The 18556-nt window shown below is 66.1% G+C and carries 25 protein-coding genes and 2 pseudogenes; 10 read left to right on the top strand and 17 right to left on the bottom strand.

Going from position 1 to position 18556, the window contains the following annotated elements:
- Positions 1-4 precede the first annotated feature (4 nt).
- From ACH46_RS21990 to ACH46_RS16810, 6 genes and pseudogenes are all read left to right on the top strand, one after another.
- Positions 5-76, top strand: a pseudogene (locus ACH46_RS21990) (hypothetical protein); the annotation flags it as partial.
- 109 nt (positions 77-185) lie between these two features.
- Entirely contained in the window at positions 186-1409 is a 1224-nt protein-coding gene (locus ACH46_RS16830; RefSeq protein ID WP_226995655.1) for an ISAs1 family transposase, read from the top strand.
- A 37-nt stretch (positions 1410-1446) separates the two neighbouring features.
- A complete protein-coding gene (locus ACH46_RS16825; protein ID WP_157851083.1) occupies positions 1447-2571 on the top strand; it encodes a YveK family protein in 1125 nt (374 codons plus the stop codon).
- Positions 2568-3839: an alpha/beta hydrolase family protein gene (locus ACH46_RS16820; RefSeq protein WP_062393939.1), complete on the top strand. Its 1272-nt coding sequence runs from the start codon at positions 2568-2570 to the stop codon at positions 3837-3839. Before ACH46_RS16825 ends, ACH46_RS16820 begins: the two co-directional genes overlap by 4 nt.
- A 17-nt stretch (positions 3840-3856) precedes the next feature.
- Positions 3857-5005, top strand: coding sequence for a lipase family protein (locus ACH46_RS16815; RefSeq protein ID WP_226995654.1), 1149 nt, complete (start codon positions 3857-3859; stop codon positions 5003-5005).
- Positions 5005-6042: a glycosyltransferase gene (locus ACH46_RS16810; protein WP_062393937.1), complete on the top strand. Its 1038-nt coding sequence runs from the start codon at positions 5005-5007 to the stop codon at positions 6040-6042. The genes ACH46_RS16815 and ACH46_RS16810 overlap by 1 nt, the downstream gene beginning before the upstream one ends.
- A gap of 186 nt (positions 6043-6228) precedes the next feature.
- Here ACH46_RS16810 and ACH46_RS16805 read toward each other — a convergent pair whose 3' ends face one another.
- From ACH46_RS16805 to ACH46_RS16740, 16 genes are all read right to left on the bottom strand, one after another.
- The gene (locus tag ACH46_RS16805; protein ID WP_062393936.1) at positions 6229-6567 is read right to left on the bottom strand and encodes a hypothetical protein; all 339 of its coding nucleotides are present in this window, start codon (positions 6565-6567) and stop codon (positions 6229-6231) included.
- Positions 6564-6881 (bottom strand): hypothetical protein, encoded by a 318-nt coding sequence (locus ACH46_RS16800; RefSeq protein WP_062393935.1) that lies wholly within the window; start codon positions 6879-6881, stop codon positions 6564-6566. Before ACH46_RS16800 ends, ACH46_RS16805 begins: the two co-directional genes overlap by 4 nt.
- Positions 6881-7726 carry a phage major capsid protein gene (locus ACH46_RS16795; protein WP_062393934.1) on the bottom strand — a complete coding sequence of 282 codons (846 nt, stop codon included), beginning with the start codon at positions 7724-7726 and terminating at the stop codon, positions 6881-6883. Before ACH46_RS16795 ends, ACH46_RS16800 begins: the two co-directional genes overlap by 1 nt.
- A 323-nt stretch (positions 7727-8049) precedes the next feature.
- Positions 8050-8487: a hypothetical protein gene (locus tag ACH46_RS16790; RefSeq protein WP_062393933.1), complete on the bottom strand. Its 438-nt coding sequence runs from the start codon at positions 8485-8487 to the stop codon at positions 8050-8052.
- Positions 8484-8960 (bottom strand): hypothetical protein, encoded by a 477-nt coding sequence (locus tag ACH46_RS16785; protein ID WP_157851082.1) that lies wholly within the window; start codon positions 8958-8960, stop codon positions 8484-8486. The genes ACH46_RS16790 and ACH46_RS16785 overlap by 4 nt, the downstream gene beginning before the upstream one ends.
- A 104-nt stretch (positions 8961-9064) precedes the next feature.
- Positions 9065-10345, bottom strand: a complete 1281-nt coding sequence (locus ACH46_RS16780) for a phage portal protein (protein WP_062393931.1) — start codon at positions 10343-10345, stop codon at positions 9065-9067.
- Positions 10342-11808, bottom strand: coding sequence for a terminase large subunit domain-containing protein (locus ACH46_RS16775; RefSeq protein WP_062393930.1), 1467 nt, complete (start codon positions 11806-11808; stop codon positions 10342-10344). The genes ACH46_RS16780 and ACH46_RS16775 overlap by 4 nt, the downstream gene beginning before the upstream one ends.
- Positions 11808-12182 carry an HNH endonuclease signature motif containing protein gene (locus ACH46_RS16770; protein WP_062393929.1) on the bottom strand — a complete coding sequence of 125 codons (375 nt, stop codon included), beginning with the start codon at positions 12180-12182 and terminating at the stop codon, positions 11808-11810. Before ACH46_RS16770 ends, ACH46_RS16775 begins: the two co-directional genes overlap by 1 nt.
- The gene (locus tag ACH46_RS21660; protein WP_226995885.1) at positions 12179-12430 is read right to left on the bottom strand and encodes an HNH endonuclease; all 252 of its coding nucleotides are present in this window, start codon (positions 12428-12430) and stop codon (positions 12179-12181) included. Before ACH46_RS21660 ends, ACH46_RS16770 begins: the two co-directional genes overlap by 4 nt.
- A 149-nt stretch (positions 12431-12579) precedes the next feature.
- On the bottom strand, positions 12580-12816 hold the full coding sequence (locus ACH46_RS21120) for a hypothetical protein (protein WP_062393928.1): 237 nt from the start codon (positions 12814-12816) through the stop codon (positions 12580-12582).
- On the bottom strand, positions 12813-13025 hold the full coding sequence (locus ACH46_RS16760) for a hypothetical protein (RefSeq protein ID WP_062393927.1): 213 nt from the start codon (positions 13023-13025) through the stop codon (positions 12813-12815). The genes ACH46_RS21120 and ACH46_RS16760 overlap by 4 nt, the downstream gene beginning before the upstream one ends.
- A complete protein-coding gene (locus ACH46_RS16755) occupies positions 13025-14008 on the bottom strand; it encodes an AAA family ATPase (protein ID WP_226995653.1) in 984 nt (327 codons plus the stop codon). The genes ACH46_RS16760 and ACH46_RS16755 overlap by 1 nt, the downstream gene beginning before the upstream one ends.
- A gap of 26 nt (positions 14009-14034) precedes the next feature.
- The gene (locus ACH46_RS21355) at positions 14035-14361 is read right to left on the bottom strand and encodes a DUF2742 domain-containing protein (RefSeq protein ID WP_062393925.1); all 327 of its coding nucleotides are present in this window, start codon (positions 14359-14361) and stop codon (positions 14035-14037) included.
- Positions 14358-14840 (bottom strand): hypothetical protein, encoded by a 483-nt coding sequence (locus ACH46_RS21350; RefSeq protein ID WP_062393924.1) that lies wholly within the window; start codon positions 14838-14840, stop codon positions 14358-14360. Before ACH46_RS21350 ends, ACH46_RS21355 begins: the two co-directional genes overlap by 4 nt.
- Positions 14833-14997 (bottom strand): hypothetical protein, encoded by a 165-nt coding sequence (locus tag ACH46_RS21345; protein WP_157851081.1) that lies wholly within the window; start codon positions 14995-14997, stop codon positions 14833-14835. Before ACH46_RS21345 ends, ACH46_RS21350 begins: the two co-directional genes overlap by 8 nt.
- Positions 14994-15215, bottom strand: coding sequence for a helix-turn-helix transcriptional regulator (locus ACH46_RS16740; RefSeq protein ID WP_062393923.1), 222 nt, complete (start codon positions 15213-15215; stop codon positions 14994-14996). Before ACH46_RS16740 ends, ACH46_RS21345 begins: the two co-directional genes overlap by 4 nt.
- An 86-nt stretch (positions 15216-15301) precedes the next feature.
- Between ACH46_RS16740 and ACH46_RS16735 the strand changes: the two genes are divergently transcribed.
- From ACH46_RS16735 to ACH46_RS16730, 3 genes and pseudogenes are all read left to right on the top strand, one after another.
- Positions 15302-15763: a helix-turn-helix transcriptional regulator gene (locus tag ACH46_RS16735; protein WP_062393922.1), complete on the top strand. Its 462-nt coding sequence runs from the start codon at positions 15302-15304 to the stop codon at positions 15761-15763.
- A pseudogene (locus ACH46_RS22025) lies at positions 15747-15884 on the top strand (site-specific integrase); the annotation flags it as partial. The gene ACH46_RS16735 and the pseudogene ACH46_RS22025, both read left to right, overlap by 17 nt.
- Before the next feature lie 141 nt (positions 15885-16025).
- Complete coding sequence (locus tag ACH46_RS16730) at positions 16026-16934, top strand: tyrosine-type recombinase/integrase (RefSeq protein WP_226995652.1); 909 nt, start codon at positions 16026-16028, stop codon at positions 16932-16934.
- Here ACH46_RS16730 and ACH46_RS16725 read toward each other — a convergent pair.
- The gene (locus ACH46_RS16725) at positions 16931-17866 is read right to left on the bottom strand and encodes a 1,4-dihydroxy-2-naphthoyl-CoA synthase (protein WP_062393921.1); all 936 of its coding nucleotides are present in this window, start codon (positions 17864-17866) and stop codon (positions 16931-16933) included. The two genes, ACH46_RS16730 and ACH46_RS16725, sit on opposite strands and share 4 nt — an antisense overlap.
- A 31-nt stretch (positions 17867-17897) precedes the next feature.
- Between ACH46_RS16725 and ACH46_RS16720 the strand changes: the two genes are divergently transcribed.
- Positions 17898-18497, top strand: coding sequence for a class I SAM-dependent methyltransferase (locus ACH46_RS16720; RefSeq protein WP_226995651.1), 600 nt, complete (start codon positions 17898-17900; stop codon positions 18495-18497).
- Positions 18498-18556 lie beyond the last annotated feature (59 nt).

Here is an 18556-nt window from a genome sequence, read left to right as displayed (position 1 = left end):
CTCGGTGGTTCGGCGTCGAATTCTGCTGATCGGTGCCGTCGCAGTCCTGGCGACAGCGGTCGCAGGCGTGGTCACGGCGCTCTCGGTGCCGGAGTACCAGGCGACGTCACGCATCTTTGTGCAGACCGCCGGTGGGTCGTCCAGGGCTCCGGAATGTTCGGAACGTAAGGGTTTGACCTGCAAGTTTGTTGCCGTGGGGCCGGTGTGTCGGCTGTGGCGGGAGTGGCTCCTGGGTTTGGATGGAAATCGCCAAAAGACCGTCCAGCCCAGAAGGCCACTCCCGCATGTCATCTTCTCCCGCCGCAAGCACTGTCGCCAACACGACCCGCCTGGAATCTCTGATCTCAGCACTGGGCGGGATGTCTGATCCACGATCGAGGCGGGGCCGCCGATTCGAGCTGGCACCGATGCTCGCGGCGGCCGTGGTCGCGACCCTCGGTGGTGCCCGCTCGTTCGCTGCTCTCGCTCAATCGGTGGCCTCGCTCTCGCCAGCCGAACGCGCGATGCTAGGTCTCGGCGATACGTCACCGGAGGAGTCGACGTGGCGGAAACTGTTCGCGCGCCTCGATACCGATCTCCTCGACGCGATCGTAGGGTCGTGGATGTTCGCGCGCACCACCATCCGCGCCCGCCGGCGGGTGATCGCGATCGACGGTAAAACCGTCCGCGGGGCCCGCACCGATGATGACCGTGCACCACACCTGGTCGCTGGTCTCGATCACCACTTCGGTGTCGTTCTCGGGCAGGTGTGCGCCGATATGAAAAGCAACGAGATCCCTGCTGCCCGAACACTTCTCGCGTCAATAGACCTGTCCGGAACCGTGGTGACCGCCGATGCGATGCACACCCAGACCGCCACCGCCCAAGCGATCCTCGACGGCCACGCCGACTACCTGCTGACCGTGAAGGGAAACATGCCGACGCTGCATGCCTACCTCAAGGACATCGACTGGAAATCCGTGCCCGCCACCTCGAGTGTTCAGACCGGGCACGGGCGGCGTGTTCGGCGGACGATCAAGGTCGTCGACGCACCGAAGTGGATCGAATTCCCCGGCGCCGCGCAGGTCGCGCAGATCCGCCGCACCGCCACCGACCGTAAGACCGCCAAGCGCACCTGCGAAGTCGTTTACATCATCACCTCAGCGCCCTTCACAGACGCGAAACCGGAGACTTTGGCCGAATGGACATGCGGGCACTGGTCTATCGAGAACAAGCTTCACTGGGTCCGCGACGTCTCCTTCGGCGAAGACGCCTCCAAGGTCCGCACCGGACAAGCCCCCAGGGTCATGGCGAGCCTGCGCAACACCGCCATCAGCCTCCTACGCCTGGCCGACGTCACCAACATCGCAGCAGCACTCCGGCACCACCACAAACACGCAGATCAAGCTATGAAACTAGTCCTGACCTGACCCTATGCGAACATTCCGGAGCCCTGGTGGGTCGTCGGTGTCCGATGCCTACCAAGGGAATCTCTTCACCCAGCAGCGGATGGTGAGTTACGAGGCGCTGGCGACGAGTCGTCAAGTCGCGGAGGCCACCGTGCGGACGCTCGGATTGAAGGAGACTGCCGATCAAGTTCGATCACACGTGACCGCGGCGGCTGTGCCCGAGTCGGCGTTGATGGACATCACTGCCACCAGCTCGAATCCGGAGCAGGCGCGCGATGTCGCGAACACGGTGGCGGCTGAGACGGCACGGCTGATCATGAAGATCGAGACCAGTGAACGCGGCGGAAATCCGGCGGCGAGCGCACAGATTCTGGACGGGGCGAAGTTGCCGGCGAACAGCAGTTCGCCGAGACCGGTGAGAAACCTCCTGTTCGGCCTTTCGGCGGGGCTGATCCTCGGAGTCGTCTTTGCATTCCTTCGAGACATCTTCGACCCGAAGGTGCGGGACATTCGCGAGGTGGAACGCGGACTCGGATGCCAGGTCCTCGCCGTCTGCGAACCCGGAACTGCTGACTCCCCAGCTCTGGTCGAAGGCTTCCGTACCGCGGAACGCCTGAGTCGCGGACTGTCGGAGGAGCGCAAGTCCGCGGTCATTCTGACCGGTGTAGGGCGCGAGTCCGATCAGGCTGCAGTTGCGGGTGCGACGGACTTGGCGACCGGGCTGGCGGAATCCGGGCGAACCGTCGTGCTCGTGGAGACCGACCGGAAGATGCCGGGGTTGGCGCCGCACGCCCGCCCGGCCCAGGTCGATCGGTTCGGTAGGCCGAGCGAACTGGTGACGGTTGCGCCGAACATCGGTGCGGTCCAGGCGAACGACGACGTGCCTGCGAGGCTCCTCGCGCGCGCCGCGGCGGTGATCGGGAGGTATTCGAAGGGGTCCGCGGTCGTGGTCGCGTGCGCCCCCGCTTCGAGCAGCGCGGACGTCGTCGAATTGGCGGAGTCGCCTGACGTCTCCGGTGCGATCGTCGCCGTGAGGCTGGGGGTCTCGGAGAGGAAGGACCTCGTCGCTGCCGCTTCGCGGCTCAGTCAGGGGGGCGTCACCGTGATCGGTGCTGTGGTGCAGCGGAAGGGCGGTCTCGAGGCGAGTTCATCGCGCCGCCGATTCGGTCGGACACGGCGATGACCCGGTCCACGAAGCTGGTCACTGTGATCGTCGCGGTACTGAGCCTCGTCGCGTGTGCGCCCGGTTCCGACTATCGGACGCCGCCCGGCTTGACGGTCGTGCCGTCGATCACGGCGCCGACGCGCGCCGACCAGCCGCTTCCCGAGGGGTTTCCGCGCTTGGGGGGCGTCGGCCCCGGTGCGTTGCTGAGTCTCGCGGCGTTCGGTGACATCGACCCGAAGGTGTACGAGACCGGAGCGGATACCTGGCGCATGGTCTACCGGACTGTCGATCCCGACGGACGATCGGTGTCCGCGACCGGCGTCCTGTCGATTCCGGGCGGAACCCCGCCGAAGGGCGGATGGCCGCTGCTCGTCTACACGCACGGGAACACTGGAGTCGACTACGACTGCGGCCCGTCGTTGCGACCCGACCTCGCCAAGCTGGCCTCGACGGTGGGTGCGTGGCTCGACAACGGCTACGCGGTCGTGGTGCCGGACTACCAGGGCATCGGTGGTGACCGGTCGTCGCCGGGCCTGCCGTTCCTCAACGCTCCGGTTCTGGGACAGGACGTCATCAACGCGGTTCGCGCTGTGCGGCGGGCGACACCGGACGTCACGCGACAGTTCGCGATCTTCGGCAGGTCCCTCGGAGCGACGGCTGCGTGGGGCGCGAACGGGGCCATCGGCAGAACCGAATTGGCCAAGGACCTTCTCGGCGTGGTGGCGCTCGTGCCACCCGTTGACCTGACCCAGCTCCCGCAGAGGGCGGCGGCAGGGACTCTGATGCGCGACGAGACTCTCCTCTACTACTTCACGGTCGCGCAGTTGAAGCGGACGGTCCGCCCGACCATCGATCTGGGGGACTACTTCCGGGGAGCTCTGATCAGCAGGGAGGACCTCGCCCGAAAGTGCACCGGGCCACGATCGGCCGAGGCGGCACGACTGCTCCAGGGCGTGGGACCGGGAGAGGTGGTGAAGCCGACCCCGGAGAACGCGGCGCGGATGTCGGAGGCCCTGGCGGCCTTGCGCCCGGAATCAAAGCTGACCGCGCCGATGTACGTCCTGTACGGCGGCCAGGACCACTACGTGGACCCGGCCTCGGTGGCACGGGCGCTCGACCGAGCGTGCGGGGCCGGATCCGTCATCGAGTGGTATCTGCTGCCGCTGGGAGGGCACGAGAACCTCGGTGGCTCGGCATCGACGAACGCAATCGATTGGGTGAGGAGCAGATTCGAGGGTGTGGCGCCGAGAGACTTCTGTCGACGCCCGTCTAAGGCAGCGTCATGACTCGGTGGACGAAGTTCGTGGCGGCAGTCGTTTCGGTGCTCCTCGCGCTGACGGCGTGTCGAGGGGCGGCTGCGGATGACCGCGAGGGTGTGTCCCTTCCCGTCGCGGGCGGCGACGTCGTCTCGGCAGAGAACTTTCCGCGGCTCGACTCGTCGATCAGGGCGGTCGGAGCGACCGCCATTCGGGTCCGCTACAAGTCGTGGTCGGCCATCACCGGTGCGCCGACGGTCGTCGGCGGTGCGTTGTTCGCACCGATCGGAGCGCCGCCTCGGCATGGTCGCACGCTCGTCGTCGTCGCCCACGAGCGGGCCGGCGCCGACGTCGGCTGCGCACCGTCGCAGTCCGCGGACCTCGCGGGACTCGCTCCCATCGTCCGCAACTATCTCCAGCTCGGATACGCCGTCGCGGTGCCCGACTACCGCGGTTCGGGCCCCGGTGACGGACACGTCTACCTGGACAATCAGACGTCTGGGCGCACTGTGCTCGACATCGTGCGCGCTGCGCGAGCGTCGTTGAGCGACCTCGGGTCCGTGTGGGTTGGGTTCGGCGTCGGCGAGGGTGCCGGTGCGCTCTGGGCCGCATCGGAATCGGCCTCCGAGATCCCGGGGGAGGTGCTTGTCGGGACGGCGGTCGTCTCGCCTGTCGTGTCGGTGACAGACCTCGTTCAGCGGGCCGCCGGGAGGACGCTGAACGACGCACAGAAGCTCGCGTACGTGTGGGTCCTGAAGGGCCTCGAGGCCTCGTCGCCCGGCTTCGAGATCGACGATTACCGCCGCGGCGGGGCATCTCAGGTCTGGTCGTCGCTCGGAGGTTGTGCAGGCGCAGACGACGCGCGCAAGCGCGCGCTCGCTGCGGTGAGTGCGGACGACCTGGTCCCGGTCGACGACAAGGCCCGCCGGCGTCTGCTGGACATCGCCGCCAGAATGGATGTGCCGAGTAGGCGTGCGCTCGCGCCGATGATCGTCTACTACGGCGGTCGCGACACCGTCGCCGATCCCGCGACCGTGCACCGAGCGATCCGGCGCGCGTGCGACAGCGGCTCGCTGATCCAGGAGGTCAGCCAACCCGACCGAACCGATGCGGAGGTCGACGCGACCCCCTATCTGGAATGGATCGGGCATCGGTTGTCGGGCGACCCGCTCGGCCGCACGTGCGGCAGCGAGTGATGACGCTCCGTGTCATCCACGTCGCGGAGGCCTACGGAGGTGGCGTGCAGACCGCGATCGCGGCCTACATCGCTGCCACGCCGCAGTACGAGCACGAATTGATCGTTCGTGCCCGCGACGGCCAGGACACTGCGCGGATTCCCGACGGGGTCGCGGTGACGCGGTTGGACGGCGCTCTCGTCGGATTTCTCGCGGGGGCCGCACGGATGCTGTGGGACGCCGATTTCGACATCGTTCATCTGCATTCGAGTTTCGCCGGCGTCCTGCGCGCACTGATCCCCTCGCGGGGTGCGATCGTCTACACCCCGCACTGCTACGCGACGGAGTCGGTGAGTGGATGGAGACGCAGGATCTACTGGGCTGCCGAGCGGGCCCTGAGCGCCAGGCCACAGACCGTGCTCGCGGTGAGCGACCGCGAGAGCCGACTCGCGCGCGCACTCACGGACCGCGCGGTGGTCGTGACCGTGCCGAATGCGGTGCCTGCCGGGCTGCGGCAGGCACCGATGCACGCGGGACACAAAGGTGGGCGGCGGGTCGTGGCGATCGGGCGAATCTGTGCGCAGAAGGGGCCCACGTTCTTCGCGGCCGTCGCGCAGTTGGTCGGCGACCGAGCGGAGTTCATCTGGATCGGCGACGGCGATGAGGGGCGGGAGGCCCTGCTAGCGGCGGGTGTCGAGATCACCGGATGGCGGAGGCCGGAGGTGGTTCGTGCGTGGCTCGAGGACGCTGATCTCTGCCTGCACACCGCCGCGTGGGAGGGCTCGCCTCTGGCGACGCTCGAGGCCGCGGCTGCAGGGCTGCCGGTGGTGGCCCGAGGGATCGAGAGCATGCGGTCACTGGGATATGTCGACGCGGGCTCGGACCCGTCGCAGGTGGCTGCCACGGTCGTCGCCTTCTTCGCAGACGAGTCGGAGCGACTCAGAGTCTGCGAAGCGACCCGAGCCCTCCGCTCTCGGTACAGCGACACCGCGATGGCGACCGCGCTCGGCGCGGCATACGAGACCGCCGTGACGAGCGGAGGTCGCCGCCACCGGTGAGGTGGTCTCCGGCGTCAGTAGTAGTACGGGAACCGTGTCCTGGGCGTTTGCTGTCGTTGGACTGATACGGGACTTTGACTATATGCAGGTCAGAGGCGTTGTCGTCGTTGGTGCGTTATGGGCTCTCGTGGAACTACTGCGGACGCACTGCGGACGGAAGTAGGTACGGGGTTCGGTTCCCCGTACCTATCCGATGATGGCCTTGGTGATGAGCTCGTAGTGGTGGAGCTTCGACCCTCGGTAGTGCCGTTCCACGCTGCCGTCTGCGAACAGTTCCAGGTAGTCACGCCAGATGATCGACAGGTCATTGCCGATGCCCGCGGGAATGTCCACGGTGGGCGCCAGGATCATCTGGTACCTGGTGCGGACGTAGGTGCGGGTGGAGTCGACCTTCTGGTCGGTGCCGAGGGGCCAGACGTTCGCCAGGACGTACTGCTCGATGACGCTCTTGACGGGGTTGCCGTGGGCGTCTTCCTCTCCGGTGTCGACGAGCATCTTCAGCTTCACCCGGTCTCGGTAGATCATCGGGCCTTCTTCCGGTAGCGGTTCAGGACGAACAGCTCGGCGAGCGTCCAGCCTTGGAAGCCTCCCTTGGTCCGGTAGGAGCCGATGGCGAGGTCTTCGGACTGCTCAGGATTGGTGACGAGGCGGGCCGTGGCGGTCGTGATGACGGCGGCGAGGTCGTCGGCCGGCCCGGTTTCGGTGAAGCCTTCACCGCGGGTGTATGCGCGTGCCATCGCGGTGATGATGGTGACGTGCTGCCCGGCCAGGGCGACGAGCGTGGTGTCGTCTCCCTGGCCGAGGAATGCAGCGATGTCTGCGCCGGTCGGCGCGGTCATTACGGGGTGACCGCGGTCAGGACCGAGACGGCCTCGGGGTGCAGGAGGCCGAGGTCGTAACGGCAGGTGACGCGCAGACCAACCTGGTCGTACTCGGCGTACCGCTCGTTCAGCACGGTGACGGACGGGCTGGTGTCGCGGGCGATGGCGACGGTCGACATGTCGGCGAGGATCGCGGTGCCGGCGGCGAGCTTGTTGGTCACGGTGGCGGGGATGCCGAACAGGGTGCTGCCGGACTGCTTCGACGGGTCGGGCTCCAGCAGGTAGCGGTTCGAGCTGGTGCCTTCCTTCAGCTTGCGGAGGGCCGCGAAGTCGGCGCCGGAGAGGAACCAGCGGTTCGGGGTGATCTCCTTGGCGTTGAGGGCGGCGATGGCGTCGAGGAGGCTGTCGGGGTCGGCGACGTCGAGGGTGCCGGTGGTGATGCCTGTCTGCTTGGTGATGCCGGTGATGCTGTTGCTGGTGCCGGCGCCCTGCAGGAGGGCGTCGTCGAGGAGGTCGGAGACGTCGTGGACGAGGCGGGCCTTCAGTACGGCGTCGATGCCGATGACGGACTGCCGGACGAGCTCGTTGGTGTACCGGAGGATCGTCTTGATGGAGGTGCGTTCGGTGGGCATGAGCTTCACTTCGTCGAATGCGACGTCGTGGGTGTCGGCGATGAGGCCTCCCTCGGCGACGAAGGCGGGGGTGCCGGAGCTGACGAGCTTGGGGATGCGGAGTTCGCTGGCGGTGTCGAAGATGCGGGGGCCGGAGCCGAGGACGACGCTGGCGGCTTCGAGGGGCTGGACGAGCAGGCTGGAGACCTGTTCGGCGAGCAGAGTGGAATTGGTGGCGGTCGATTCGACCATGAGGAGCCTCCTGAAGGCGATCTACGAATTGAGAATTTCTAGATCGCCACCAGGACGAGAAGAAGGGGCGCGTTTCAAACGCGCCCCTTCATCGTCTCACATAGTGAGATTTCGTTCTAGGTGTCTGCTCCACGCGCGCGCGGGCGCGAGTGGGACGCCGATCAGAGCCTTATGAAGTTTCTGGTCTGCTCCACGCGCGCGCGGGCGCGAGACCTATGACGAGGGTGCCGTGGCGAGGATGGTCAGGACCACGTCGTCGAGCTTGGTGCTGATCTCCTCCAGCAGTTTGCAGATGGCGTCGAACTGGTCGTACTCCATGTCGTTCACCTCCCTCCGAGGATGCCGAGGAGGTTGACCTCGCCGGGTGTCGTGGTCGCTCCCTGACCGACGTCGCCGATCGGCCGGCGCGCTGCCAGGTGCGGCTTACGCTTCAGAAGATCGTCGATGGCCTCGGTCAGGCTGACACCATCTTCGGTGAGGTGATCATCGGAAAAGTCGAGGTCGGTCGGATCCTGCAGGCGACCATCGGCGGCGACCAACGCGCGGTGCAAGCGGTGGGCGAGGTCGTCGGCACGCTGAGCACGCTGACGGTACTTGCCGTTCTCCTGACGTAGCTTCTCCACGTACTCGCGGGAGAAGGTGTCGTCTTGCTCGGATTCGAGATCGGAGGAAGTCGGTGACTCGGTGTCACTGACTTCCTCGAGGTTCTCCGATTCCAAATCGGGAACCTCGTCGACGGTCTGGTCTTGGGGGTCGTTCATCGGATTCCCTTTGCTCGTGCGGTCTTCATGGTTTCCTTGATTCCTTCTCTCAGAACGGGTTTCGGGCTGCAGGTGCAGCCTTTGTGATGCTGGAACGGGTGCTCGGCAGGCCAGACGCGGCCCTCCCTCCACCACCATTCGCACAACTGGCAAGCATCAGCGGACTTCTGGCGTATCCATCCCTTAGTGAGGCCGGAGCGGACCATCGCGTCCTGGGCGGCGTTCGCTGCGGCCTCCAGCGGCTCCGAACGGGCGAGGCGGGCGACGATGGCCTCCGACACCTCCGACGTCTCAGCGACCGTGAGGGTGGTGTTCGCGGCCTTCATCAGCCGCGGGATCTCGTCGGGGTGGTCGACGCCCTGCACTGGGAGCGGTTCGCCGAGCTCGATCATCATCTGAGCGGCCATCGCCATGTCGGCGAGGTTGCGGGCGCGGCCATTCGCTTCGGCGATCAGCTGGGCGATGATCCTCACGGTCTCCTCCCGGTCGAGGAGACCTTCAGTGAACGAGCGGTACGCGGCCAAGATTGTCCGCTCAGACTCAGTTGCCAACTGCTGCAGCGTGTCTCGGTACGCCATCAGGACACCAGCTTCGAGAGGTCGACGGCGGCATTGTCGAGGGCCGCGGTCTGGCGGGCCTTGCGGATGGCGGTGATCTCGTCATCCCCGTAGCCGAGGCGTTGCAGGGCGTAGTCGGCTGGCAACAGGCCCGAGGAGTAGAGCTTGACGATGGCGTCGGCTTCCTGGCCGATGGAGCGGGTGGCGGGGTCGGCCCACACGATGCGAGGCTCGACACGGTGCGGGTCAGCGCCGTCGCGGACCGCGACGATCAGGCGGGCGACCTGCTCCCAGGCCCTGCCGAAGACTTGCTGTCGGGCCTGAGCCCTCGCGGTCAGGGAGGCTTCTGCAGCGCGGAGAGCATCAGCCGAGGGAGGTGTCGCGGTGAGCTGCCCGATGTAGTGCGACGGGAGCGCCGAGACCGCCATGATCTGGCCGAGGATGATGCGGACCGCGGCCTCGTAGCCTCCGAGGTTCGCGGAGTCGAGCTGCCCGAACTTGGCGTCGGGGTTCTCCGAGATCATCGCCCGGTTGCCTTCGGGGATCGGGTTCACCGCGTCGCCCTGCTCGTCCTCTTCGAGCTCGATGCCGGTCGCCCAGCGGCGAGGCCGGCCAACGTACTCCGACGTCGTGAGCATGTCGGTCAGCGTCTTGTTGAGGGCGTCGACGAGCGGCTTCAGGTCTTCAATCTCGGACACACCATCGTCGAGGAGGCGGTCAGAGTTGGTGAGGCGGACAACAGGGACGACGCCCAGCGGGTTGGTCAGGGTCTCGATGACCTTGAAGCCCTGAGTGGTGGCGCCGGGCTGCTCGGCACGCAGACGGACGATCTCGGCAGGACCATAGAGGACGGCTTCGGTCGTCGTGGCGGTCTCCCACCGTTTCAGGGCGGCGACCGGCTGCCGGGTGCCGGGGTCGGTGAGCATCGTGACCTGCTTTGCCGATTCGATGGTCACCTTCGGCCGGCCCAAGTGGTCGGCCCACACGATCGCGTAGGAGGCACCGAGGAGCAGGGCCTCACGGTGAGCGATCGTCGAGGTCTGGTCGAGGTCGTTGCGAAGCCAGGCGTCCCAAACGTCGACGCCGGAGAAGCCGGTCACCCGCAGACGCTCGGTGAGGGAGGTGATCGCCAGGCGGGGGATGTTGGAGGCCATGCGGCCGAAGCGGTCGCCGAGGGCCGTGCGGGACTCGGGAGCCAGGAAGGCGAGGGGCTGTGTGCCTGAGTAGTAGTGCTCCAGCTCGCTGTAGCGGGCTGCAGGCTCGTCGAGGCGCTGCAACAGGGTGGTCAAGGTGTCTGTCATTTGAAACTCCGAGTCTTACGTCGTGTCTTGCGGGTAGCGCGCCAGGTAGCGCGACTGTGGGCCATGACCAAGCAAGCAGCAAGGTCAATCTTTCGTGCCTTCCTCGACCTCGACTGCTTGGCGAGGCGGATTCCCCGAGCGTCCTCCACGATCACCGCGGCACCGACGTGTGCGGCGAGCGTGGAATCGCCCGAGTGGCTGAGACGACCATTCAGCGCAGCGCTGTACAGGTCGCCGGTCGCAGCAGTCAGCCGCGACGGGGAATGAGGGAACTCCAGAATCGGCAGGCGCTCGGATTCGAGGACCTGCAGCGTCCGAGTCCACCGGAACGGGTCGGCGACGATCTCCAGGACATTCCAGCGTCGGCAGGCCGCCCTGATCTCGTCCTCCACCTCGGCGACAGGGACACGCCAGGAGTCATCACCTGGTGGGCGCTCCCACACCTTGATCTTGTCCACGTGAGGTTCGGTCGACACGGTGCCGACGAGCAGGGCCGTGGTGTCGTCCGAGAAGCTGCCGTCGAGGGCCACCACGACGTCCATGCCGTCCGGTACCGGCTCACCATTGGCGAGGGAGTCCCACACACCCGGCGGTAGGAACGCGCCGTCGACGTCCGTAGCGAACTGGCAGAGACGAGCTCGGCGGAACGTCGCCTCGCGGGTCTTTGGAGGCAGGAGAGCCACCAGAGCATCCCGATGGAGAAAGTCGTCGAGCGCGGGATTGGCGAGCTTCCAGCAGTGTTCGCAGTCGACGGGGTGGTCCTCGAAGCCGACGGCCGAGTGCTCCCTCCAGCGCATCGTCTCATCGTCGGGGTGAGCGAGGGCGTAGTCCCGCAGCGACAGGAGCACCTGATCGTCGACGTTCGGGCCAGGCGTGCCGATCGCCACCAGCACCGACTTCTCCCGCTTGCCCTGAGCGAGCTGCACCACCTCGAACAGATCCCGGTTCACGACGCCGGCCTCGTCGACGATCGCCAGAACATAGTCCAAGCCCTCGGCCGCGGCCGGCGACGCCGGATAGACCGCGAAGCTGGAGTCGGTCGCCGGAATGTACAGGCGGTCCTTGAACACCTGGGCGCGTTCGGCGAGCTCGGGAGAGAGCTCCACCATGCGGCGGGCTGCAGAGAACGCCAGGCCCGCCTGCCTCTCGTCGACAGCGAAGACCACGACGTTCGCACCATCGCCCCAACAGAAGAAGGCGTACAGGCCGATCGCGGCGTTCAACGTGGTCTTGCCAGACCCTCGGGGAAGCATGAGGCCGACCGTGCGGGCACCTGAGTCGAGGACGTCCTCGGCGATCTCGACCTGCCAATCCCGCAAGTGCAGCTTCCCGCGGGAGTTGGTGCCCTTCGGCACCCGCAAGAACTTGTCAGCGAACGCCAGGAAGCGCTCCGACTCCACCTCCGACCTCGGCCTGAACGGAAGCGGCTCAGCCGATACGGCAGCCTTGGGCCCGGCGCGCATCAGGCTGCCCTCTTTCGTCGCCACTGACGCAACATGTTCTCGGTGTGCGTCACCGGCTCCAGATGATCGGGGTTCACGCATGCCCGGACGTTGCACAGGTGGTCCAACTCCAGGCCGTCAGGAATCGGCCCTACGCACTGTTCGTAGACCCACCGATGCGCTGGTACCTGGACGTACTTGCCCAGCGACTTCCTGCCGTACCCGTCGGGCCGGATCTTCCGGTTCCATATCCAGCAGCCACTACCGTCGACCTCCCAGAACGGCATGTCCCGACGACGCAGGAGGATGCCTTCTTTGATCGCGCGGTTGTAGTGCGAGCCGCAGTAGCCGCGACTGTGAATCGCCCGGTCACAGCCTTCCCATGAGCAGTTCACGCCGCTTCACCTCCATCCTTTTCTGGACTCAGTCCAAAGTGTAACGCCTTCTGTGCCTTGACATGGGGCGGCTGACCTGGGCTTTTGGTCCTCCTCCCCAGGTCAGCGTCTTTGGCGCCGTTGCAGGAGCGGCAGAGGACGTCGAGGTTGGTGAGGGTGTAGGCGAGGTCGGGGCGGAGGTGGAGGGGTTGGATGTGGTCGACGGTGAGGTCTTCTGTTGCTCCGCAGGCGGAGCAGAAGGCTTGCATGGCTCGGAGTCGTTTGGAGAGCTTCTTCCATCGGGTGCGGTTGAGGTGGGCGTCGTGTCGGGGGCGGTTGGCTTTGTCGTTGGGCTTGCACTCGCTGCAGTAGGTGCCGGTGGGGATGGGGTCACCGCAGGTGCGGCAGGGTCGGGCTATCATCCCTCCTCCTGTCGGTCGTAGTGGCCTTGGAGGTAGGCACCGAGTAGGGCATGGAGGTGTTGGGCTTGCTCGAGGATGGGATCGAGGAGGAGTGCGAAGTCGCCGAGTCGTTGGTCGGTGAATGAGAGGACCGGACATTCGATTGGTCCGATCGAGGTGTTCGCGTCGAAGACTGCGAGGTTGATGTGTCCGGTCGGGCTGAGGCGGATGAGGTTGTCGTCGTGGTCGATCATGGTGTCTCCTCGATGCAGTCGTGGATTGCGTCGGCGAGGTGCCGTGCTTGGTCGGTGGTGTAGGTCTGTCCGGCGAAGGTGATGAGGCCGTCGACCTTCTGGACGTAGGGATGTGCTGCTGCTGGTCTGCAGTCGGAGCAGTAGCGGGTGACCGACTTGGTGGGGCGCTGGCATCCGAGGCAGTTGTGACTGCGGCGCTTGCGGGTCATCAGGCGGACTCCTTCTGCCAGGACTTGAACGCTGTTCGGGCGCGTTTGTCGCTCCACCTCAGCCGCTCGCGTGTCTCGCGTGCCGACGTCGGTGCGGGGTCGAGCTTGGCGATCTCGGCGATGTCAGCCTCGGGTGCCTTCTCCTCGGGATTGCGGTCGGTGCTCAGTGGGGCCTGAACGGTGATCGTGTCGCCGAGAATGCAGAACTTGCCGGCGAGCGGTTCGCGGTCACCCGAAGGTGAGTGGCGCCGGAGTCCACCGTGGCGGTCCTTGTGGATCGACAGATATGCCGATCCGCCAGCATCGGGGGTGAAGGCCTGGTCGACCTTGACGCGGATGCTGGTACCTCCGATTGCTCGACGTTTGGCCGCGGTGCCGGTTGGGCCGTAGGCGCGGCTGTCGGCACCCTTGGCGAGGTGGTCGATGCCAACGACTGCAGCGCCGGTCCGGGTGAGCGGCTTGATCACCCGCGTGTGGACGTCGGTGAACTCGTCGGCCGAGTTGGAGTTGCTGCCGTACAGGGGCAGGAGCTCGCCGATGGAGTCGAGGATCACCAGGGTCGGCTGCCAGTCCTCCATGTGCTCGATGATGTGGAGCATCTGGACGCGCTCGGCAGGCTCGACGTAGAGGAAGCGGTCGACGTCGCGGAGAGTGGTCTCGTCAGCACCGAAGTCGATGAGGCGCGACAGGGTGCTCTGAGGACCGTTGTGGTCGAGGTCGAGCCGAAGGACACGGCCACCTGCGGCGAGGACTTCGACCGTGGCGAAGTCACACAGGAGGGTCTTGCCGCTCTCGGGGTCGCCGAACACAACGTTGAACTGACCTTCGTAGAACAGCCCGATTCCGTCCGAGCGGAGGCAGACCGACGGGACCGGAGGCTCGATCGCACTGCCGTCGAGGATCGCCGCGACGTTGACGTATCCGCACAACTCGGTTGCAACCGGGTTGACACTCTCGGTGTGGAGAGTTGCAACCGTACCCATAGGTGAGTTGCAACTCTGGGTGTCATTCACGCTGTCTTCCTCCGTAGATCAGGATGCTGTCGGTAGAAGGCGTCGCGGTCTGCGATGCCCTTGGCGACGCGCGCCCAGTCGAGCTCTTGCGAGGCTTCGACGGCGGCGTCCTTTAGCGCGGCTCGTTGCGCTGCCTTTTCGAGGAGGTGTTCTTCGAGTGCCCAGCGGTCGCCGGCCACGATGATTGATGCGACCTTGGCGGGGTCGTCGTCTTCGAGTTGTTGCCATTCGGTGGTGCCGAGGATCGGCACTGATCCGTACTTCCCCCCGAGGACGCGGCGCACGTACGGATGCACCGCGTCCCAGTTGACCCCGTGTGTCACGGCTGCAGGAACTCCTGGTTGTCGACGAGGTCCCAGGTCGCTGTTGCTGCGGCCTGCAGGAGGCTGGAGCCGAGGAGCTGGGCGGCCTCGATGGTCAGCGAGATCGGGATCTCGTCGTTGGTGATCTGGACCTCGTACTCGATGTCGGGCGGGAAGCCTTCGGCCTGGTCGCCGGGGTCGGCGACGCGCCAGAGCTTCACGGTGAGGTTCGGGTCGTGTCGGCTGCCGATGTAGACGCCGGGGATCCAGTCGGTGCGGGTCGTGGCTTCGCTGTACTTGCCGGGGATCGGGGCGGGGAGGTCGGCGAGCTTGGCTCGGTATGCGGCCATCTCGTTGCCGGTCTGCTCGGCCTCCAGTCGGTCGCGCTCGTTGGCGAGGTCGGCCTCGTACAGGTGGTCGGTGTAGTCGTCGTCGGACACGTCGCCCATGACAGCGGTGAGGTCTCCGTCGGCGTAGACGTGCTTGGTATCGTTAGACATAGCTTTCGATCTCCTGTTGGTGGTTGAAGCGGTTGCCCTCGACCTGGGGTTCTTGGCGGGATCCGGTCGGGGGCATTTCTGCGTTCGGAAGCAGGTCTTCGGTGTTGTCGTCGTCGATGAGGCCGAGGTCGGCGTGAGCTTCCTGCGGCCAGGTCACGCGGCACCTCCGCGGGTGGTCGCGGCCTCTTGCTCAGCAAGCCACCGCTCGATCTCGCTGCGCCGGTAGAGCACCTTGCCGGAGATCACGAACGATGCCGGTCCGGTCCCGTTGTGGCGCATGTAGCGCATGGTGTTCTGGTTCAAGAACGGGTAGTCCTGGCACACCTGCTTGGTGGTGAGGACGTCCAGGTATGCCTGGCGCTGCTGGGCAGTCATCGGTTGTACTCCATTTCGTTGTCGAGCCTTACAAGACCAGACCGTACACGTTGACGTTGTTGGGCGCAACGGCTTAGCGTTGTTGCATGTCTTTTGAAGAGGACCTAAACAAGGGCATCGGCGAGCGATTGCAGGAGCAGAGGGTCAAGCTCAAGCACACTCAGGCATCCCTGGCCCATCTCCTGATGCGGATGGGGGTCCCTTTGGCGCAGCAGACCATTGCCAAGATCGAAAACGGAAGCCGCCCAATGAAACTTGCGGAGGCGCAGGCGATCGCGACCATCCTCGGGCTAGAAGTTCAAGACTTAGTTCCGGGCGACGAAGCGGAAGAGAAGCTGTACCAGCTTGAGCTGCTTATCGCGGATGTGGTCGATCTGCGTGAGCGACTGCTCGAACTTGGTGTGCGGGAGCGGCACGCAGTGGACAAGCTCAAGGAGTGCGTTGCCGAGATCAAGGTGACTGACTATGGCGATCGTCCGGGGGAGTTTGCGACGGCGATCGGTACGGCGACCAATCTAATCGAACAGCACGATGACTCAGCGCCGTAATCGCCGGTCCAGTGTCGAGGACCGTTGGCGGAAGCGGGACGGCACTCCCTCGGCGAACGATGGCAAGGGAAAGCGTTGGCGCGCAAGGTATGTCGACGATGACGCGCGGGAGCACTCCAAGGGCTTCACGCGGAAGGTTGACGCGCAGGCGTGGCTGAACGAGATCACGAGCGCTCAGGTGACCGGCTCCTACGTCGACCCGGTTCGCGGCTCGATCACCTTCACCCGCTTCTACGAGGACTGGTCAGCACGACAGGTGTGGGTGCCGTCGACGCGCACCAACGCCGACTACGTGGCGAAGGTCGTGCCGTTCAAGGCGAAGGCCATGTCAGCGATCCGACGATCGGATATCGAAGCGTGGGTGAAGTCGATGGTCGACGCCGGGCTCGCGGCGACGACGATCAAGACTCGCTACAACATCGCCAGGTCGATCTTCAGGGCTGCGCGCCTCGACAAGATCGTGGCCGGCGACCCGACCGAGAATGTCACTTTGCCGCGCGCTCGGCGACGTGATGCCACGATGACGATTCCCTCGGCGGGGGACGTGGCGAAGCTGGTCGAGCACGCTGTCGACAGGTTCGACGTCTACGTGCAATTGTGTGCGTTCGCTGGTCTGCGCCTCGGGGAGGCCGCGGGCGTGCAGGTCGGCGATATCGACTTCCTGCGGCGGCAGTTGTCGGTTGCTCGGCAGATTCAGCGCGACGGAAACAGGCCGCGGGTTGCACCGCCGAAGTACGGGTCGGAGCGTGTTGTCTACCTACCGGAGGATCTGGTCGAGGCGCTGTCGAGGCATGTCGCCAGGTGGACGCCGGAGGGACCTGCAGACCGATGGTTGTTCACGGACGACGAGGGTGTGCCGTGGTTCGACAACAGGGTCGGTTGGCGATGGCGTAAGACCCGAGCGGCGGCCGGCGTCGATTGCCGTCTCCACGATCTTCGGCACTTCTACGCCTCGGGTCTGATCGCTGCCGGCTGTGACGTGGTGACGGTGCAGCGGGCGCTGGGTCATTCGACGGCGACGACGACACTATCGACGTACGCGCATCTGTGGCCCTCTGCGGAGGACCGTACGCGGTCCGCAACAGCTGGACTGATGACGATGGTCAGTGAAGCTGCTGCGGACGCACTGCGGACGGATGGGCCTAATCAGGCCGGTGACCTGGGAGTCTAGTAGTAGTACGGGTAGTCGTCCCAGTTCGGCGGGCGCTTCTCCAGGAAGGCGTCGCGCCCCTCGACGGCCTCGTCGGTCATGTACGCCAGACGGGTGGCCTCGCCGGCGAAGACCTGCTGGCCCATCAGGCCGTCGTCGGTCAGGTTGAACGCGAACTTCAGCATCCGCTGCGCCGTGGGCGACTTGGAGTTGATCTTCCGCGCCCACTCGATCGCGGTGTTCTCCAGGTCGGCGTGATCGACGACCCGGTTCACAGCGCCCATGTGGTACATCGTCTCGGCGTCGTAGGCCTCGCCGAGGAAGAAGATCTCGCGGGCGAACTTCTGGCCGACCTGCTTGGCCAGGTAGGCGCTGCCGTAACCCGCGTCGAAGCTGCCCACATCGGCGTCGGTCTGCTTGAACCGGGCGTGCTCGCGGGAGGCGATGGTGAGGTCCGAGACCACGTGCAGCGAGTGACCGCCGCCCGCGGCCCAGCCGTTGACCACGGCGATGACGACCTTCGGCATGGTACGGATCAGGCGCTGCACCTCGAGGATGTGCAGGCGGCCGCCCTCCACCTTCACGCGGGCCTCGTCGACGCCGTCGACCGTCGCGTGCTCCACGTCCGAATCGTGGCTGGTGGCGTACTGGTAGCCGCTGCGTCCGCGGATCCGCTGGTCGCCGCCGCTGCAGAAGGCCCAGCCCCCGTCCTTGGGCGACGGCCCGTTGCCGGTCAGGAGAACGGTGCCGACGTCGGGGGAGCGGCGCGCATGGTCGAAGGCGCGGTACAACTCGTCGACGGTGTGCGGGCGGAAGGCGTTGCGCACCTCGGGGCGGTCGAAGGCGATGCGGACGATGCCGTTCGCGCGCCCCTCGCCGATGTGGCGGTGATAGGTGATGTCGGTGAGGTCTTCGAAGCCGGCGACCGACTTCCACTGGGTTTCGTCGAACATGGTGATGAGCGTAGTCAGTACCGTCGACGGCGTGACCGACTACTGGAACCACAACGTGGCCTACCACCGCGAACTGGTCGACGCGGCGGCACGTCGCGGAGGCTCGGTGCTCGACGTCGGCTGCGGAGACGGACTGCTGCTGGCTCGGATGTCGGAGGTCGCCGACCGGGTGGTCGGGATCGACGCGGACCGCGCGGCGGTCGTGCAGGCGCGAGCGCGGCTCGACGGCCGTCCGAATGCCCGCGTGGTCGTCGGCGACGTGATGACGTCGCCGGAGCTCGACGGCGAGTCTTTCGATCTCGTCGTGAGCGTCGCCGCGCTGCACCACCTGCCGCTGGAGTCGGCGCTCCTTCGGCTGCGCGATCTGGTCGCTCCGGGCGGTGAGCTCCGGATCATCGGGCTGTCGGCGAATCGGAGCGCCGTCGACTGGGCGGTGTCGGGGGCGCTGGTGGTGCCGGTCCGAGTGATGAGCAGGCTGCGTGGCGAGGCGGACTACGACGGCATGGTCACCACGCAGCCCAGGGACTCGTTGGCCCAGATCCGCCTCGTCGCACGGGCCACCCTGCCCGGCAGCCGCGTCCGCCGCCGCTTCTATTACCGCTACGCGTTGACCTGGACCAAGCCGATCTGAGGTATCCCGTCAGGACTGCAGTATCGCTCAATTCTGGTCGGGATGGGCCGCCCTCCTCC

Source organism: Gordonia phthalatica (assembly GCF_001305675.1).
Taxonomy (GTDB): Bacteria; Actinomycetota; Actinomycetes; order Mycobacteriales; family Mycobacteriaceae; genus Gordonia; species Gordonia phthalatica.
Note: the sequence above shows the minus strand (reverse complement) of the source record. Positions and strands in the feature narration are given on the sequence as shown.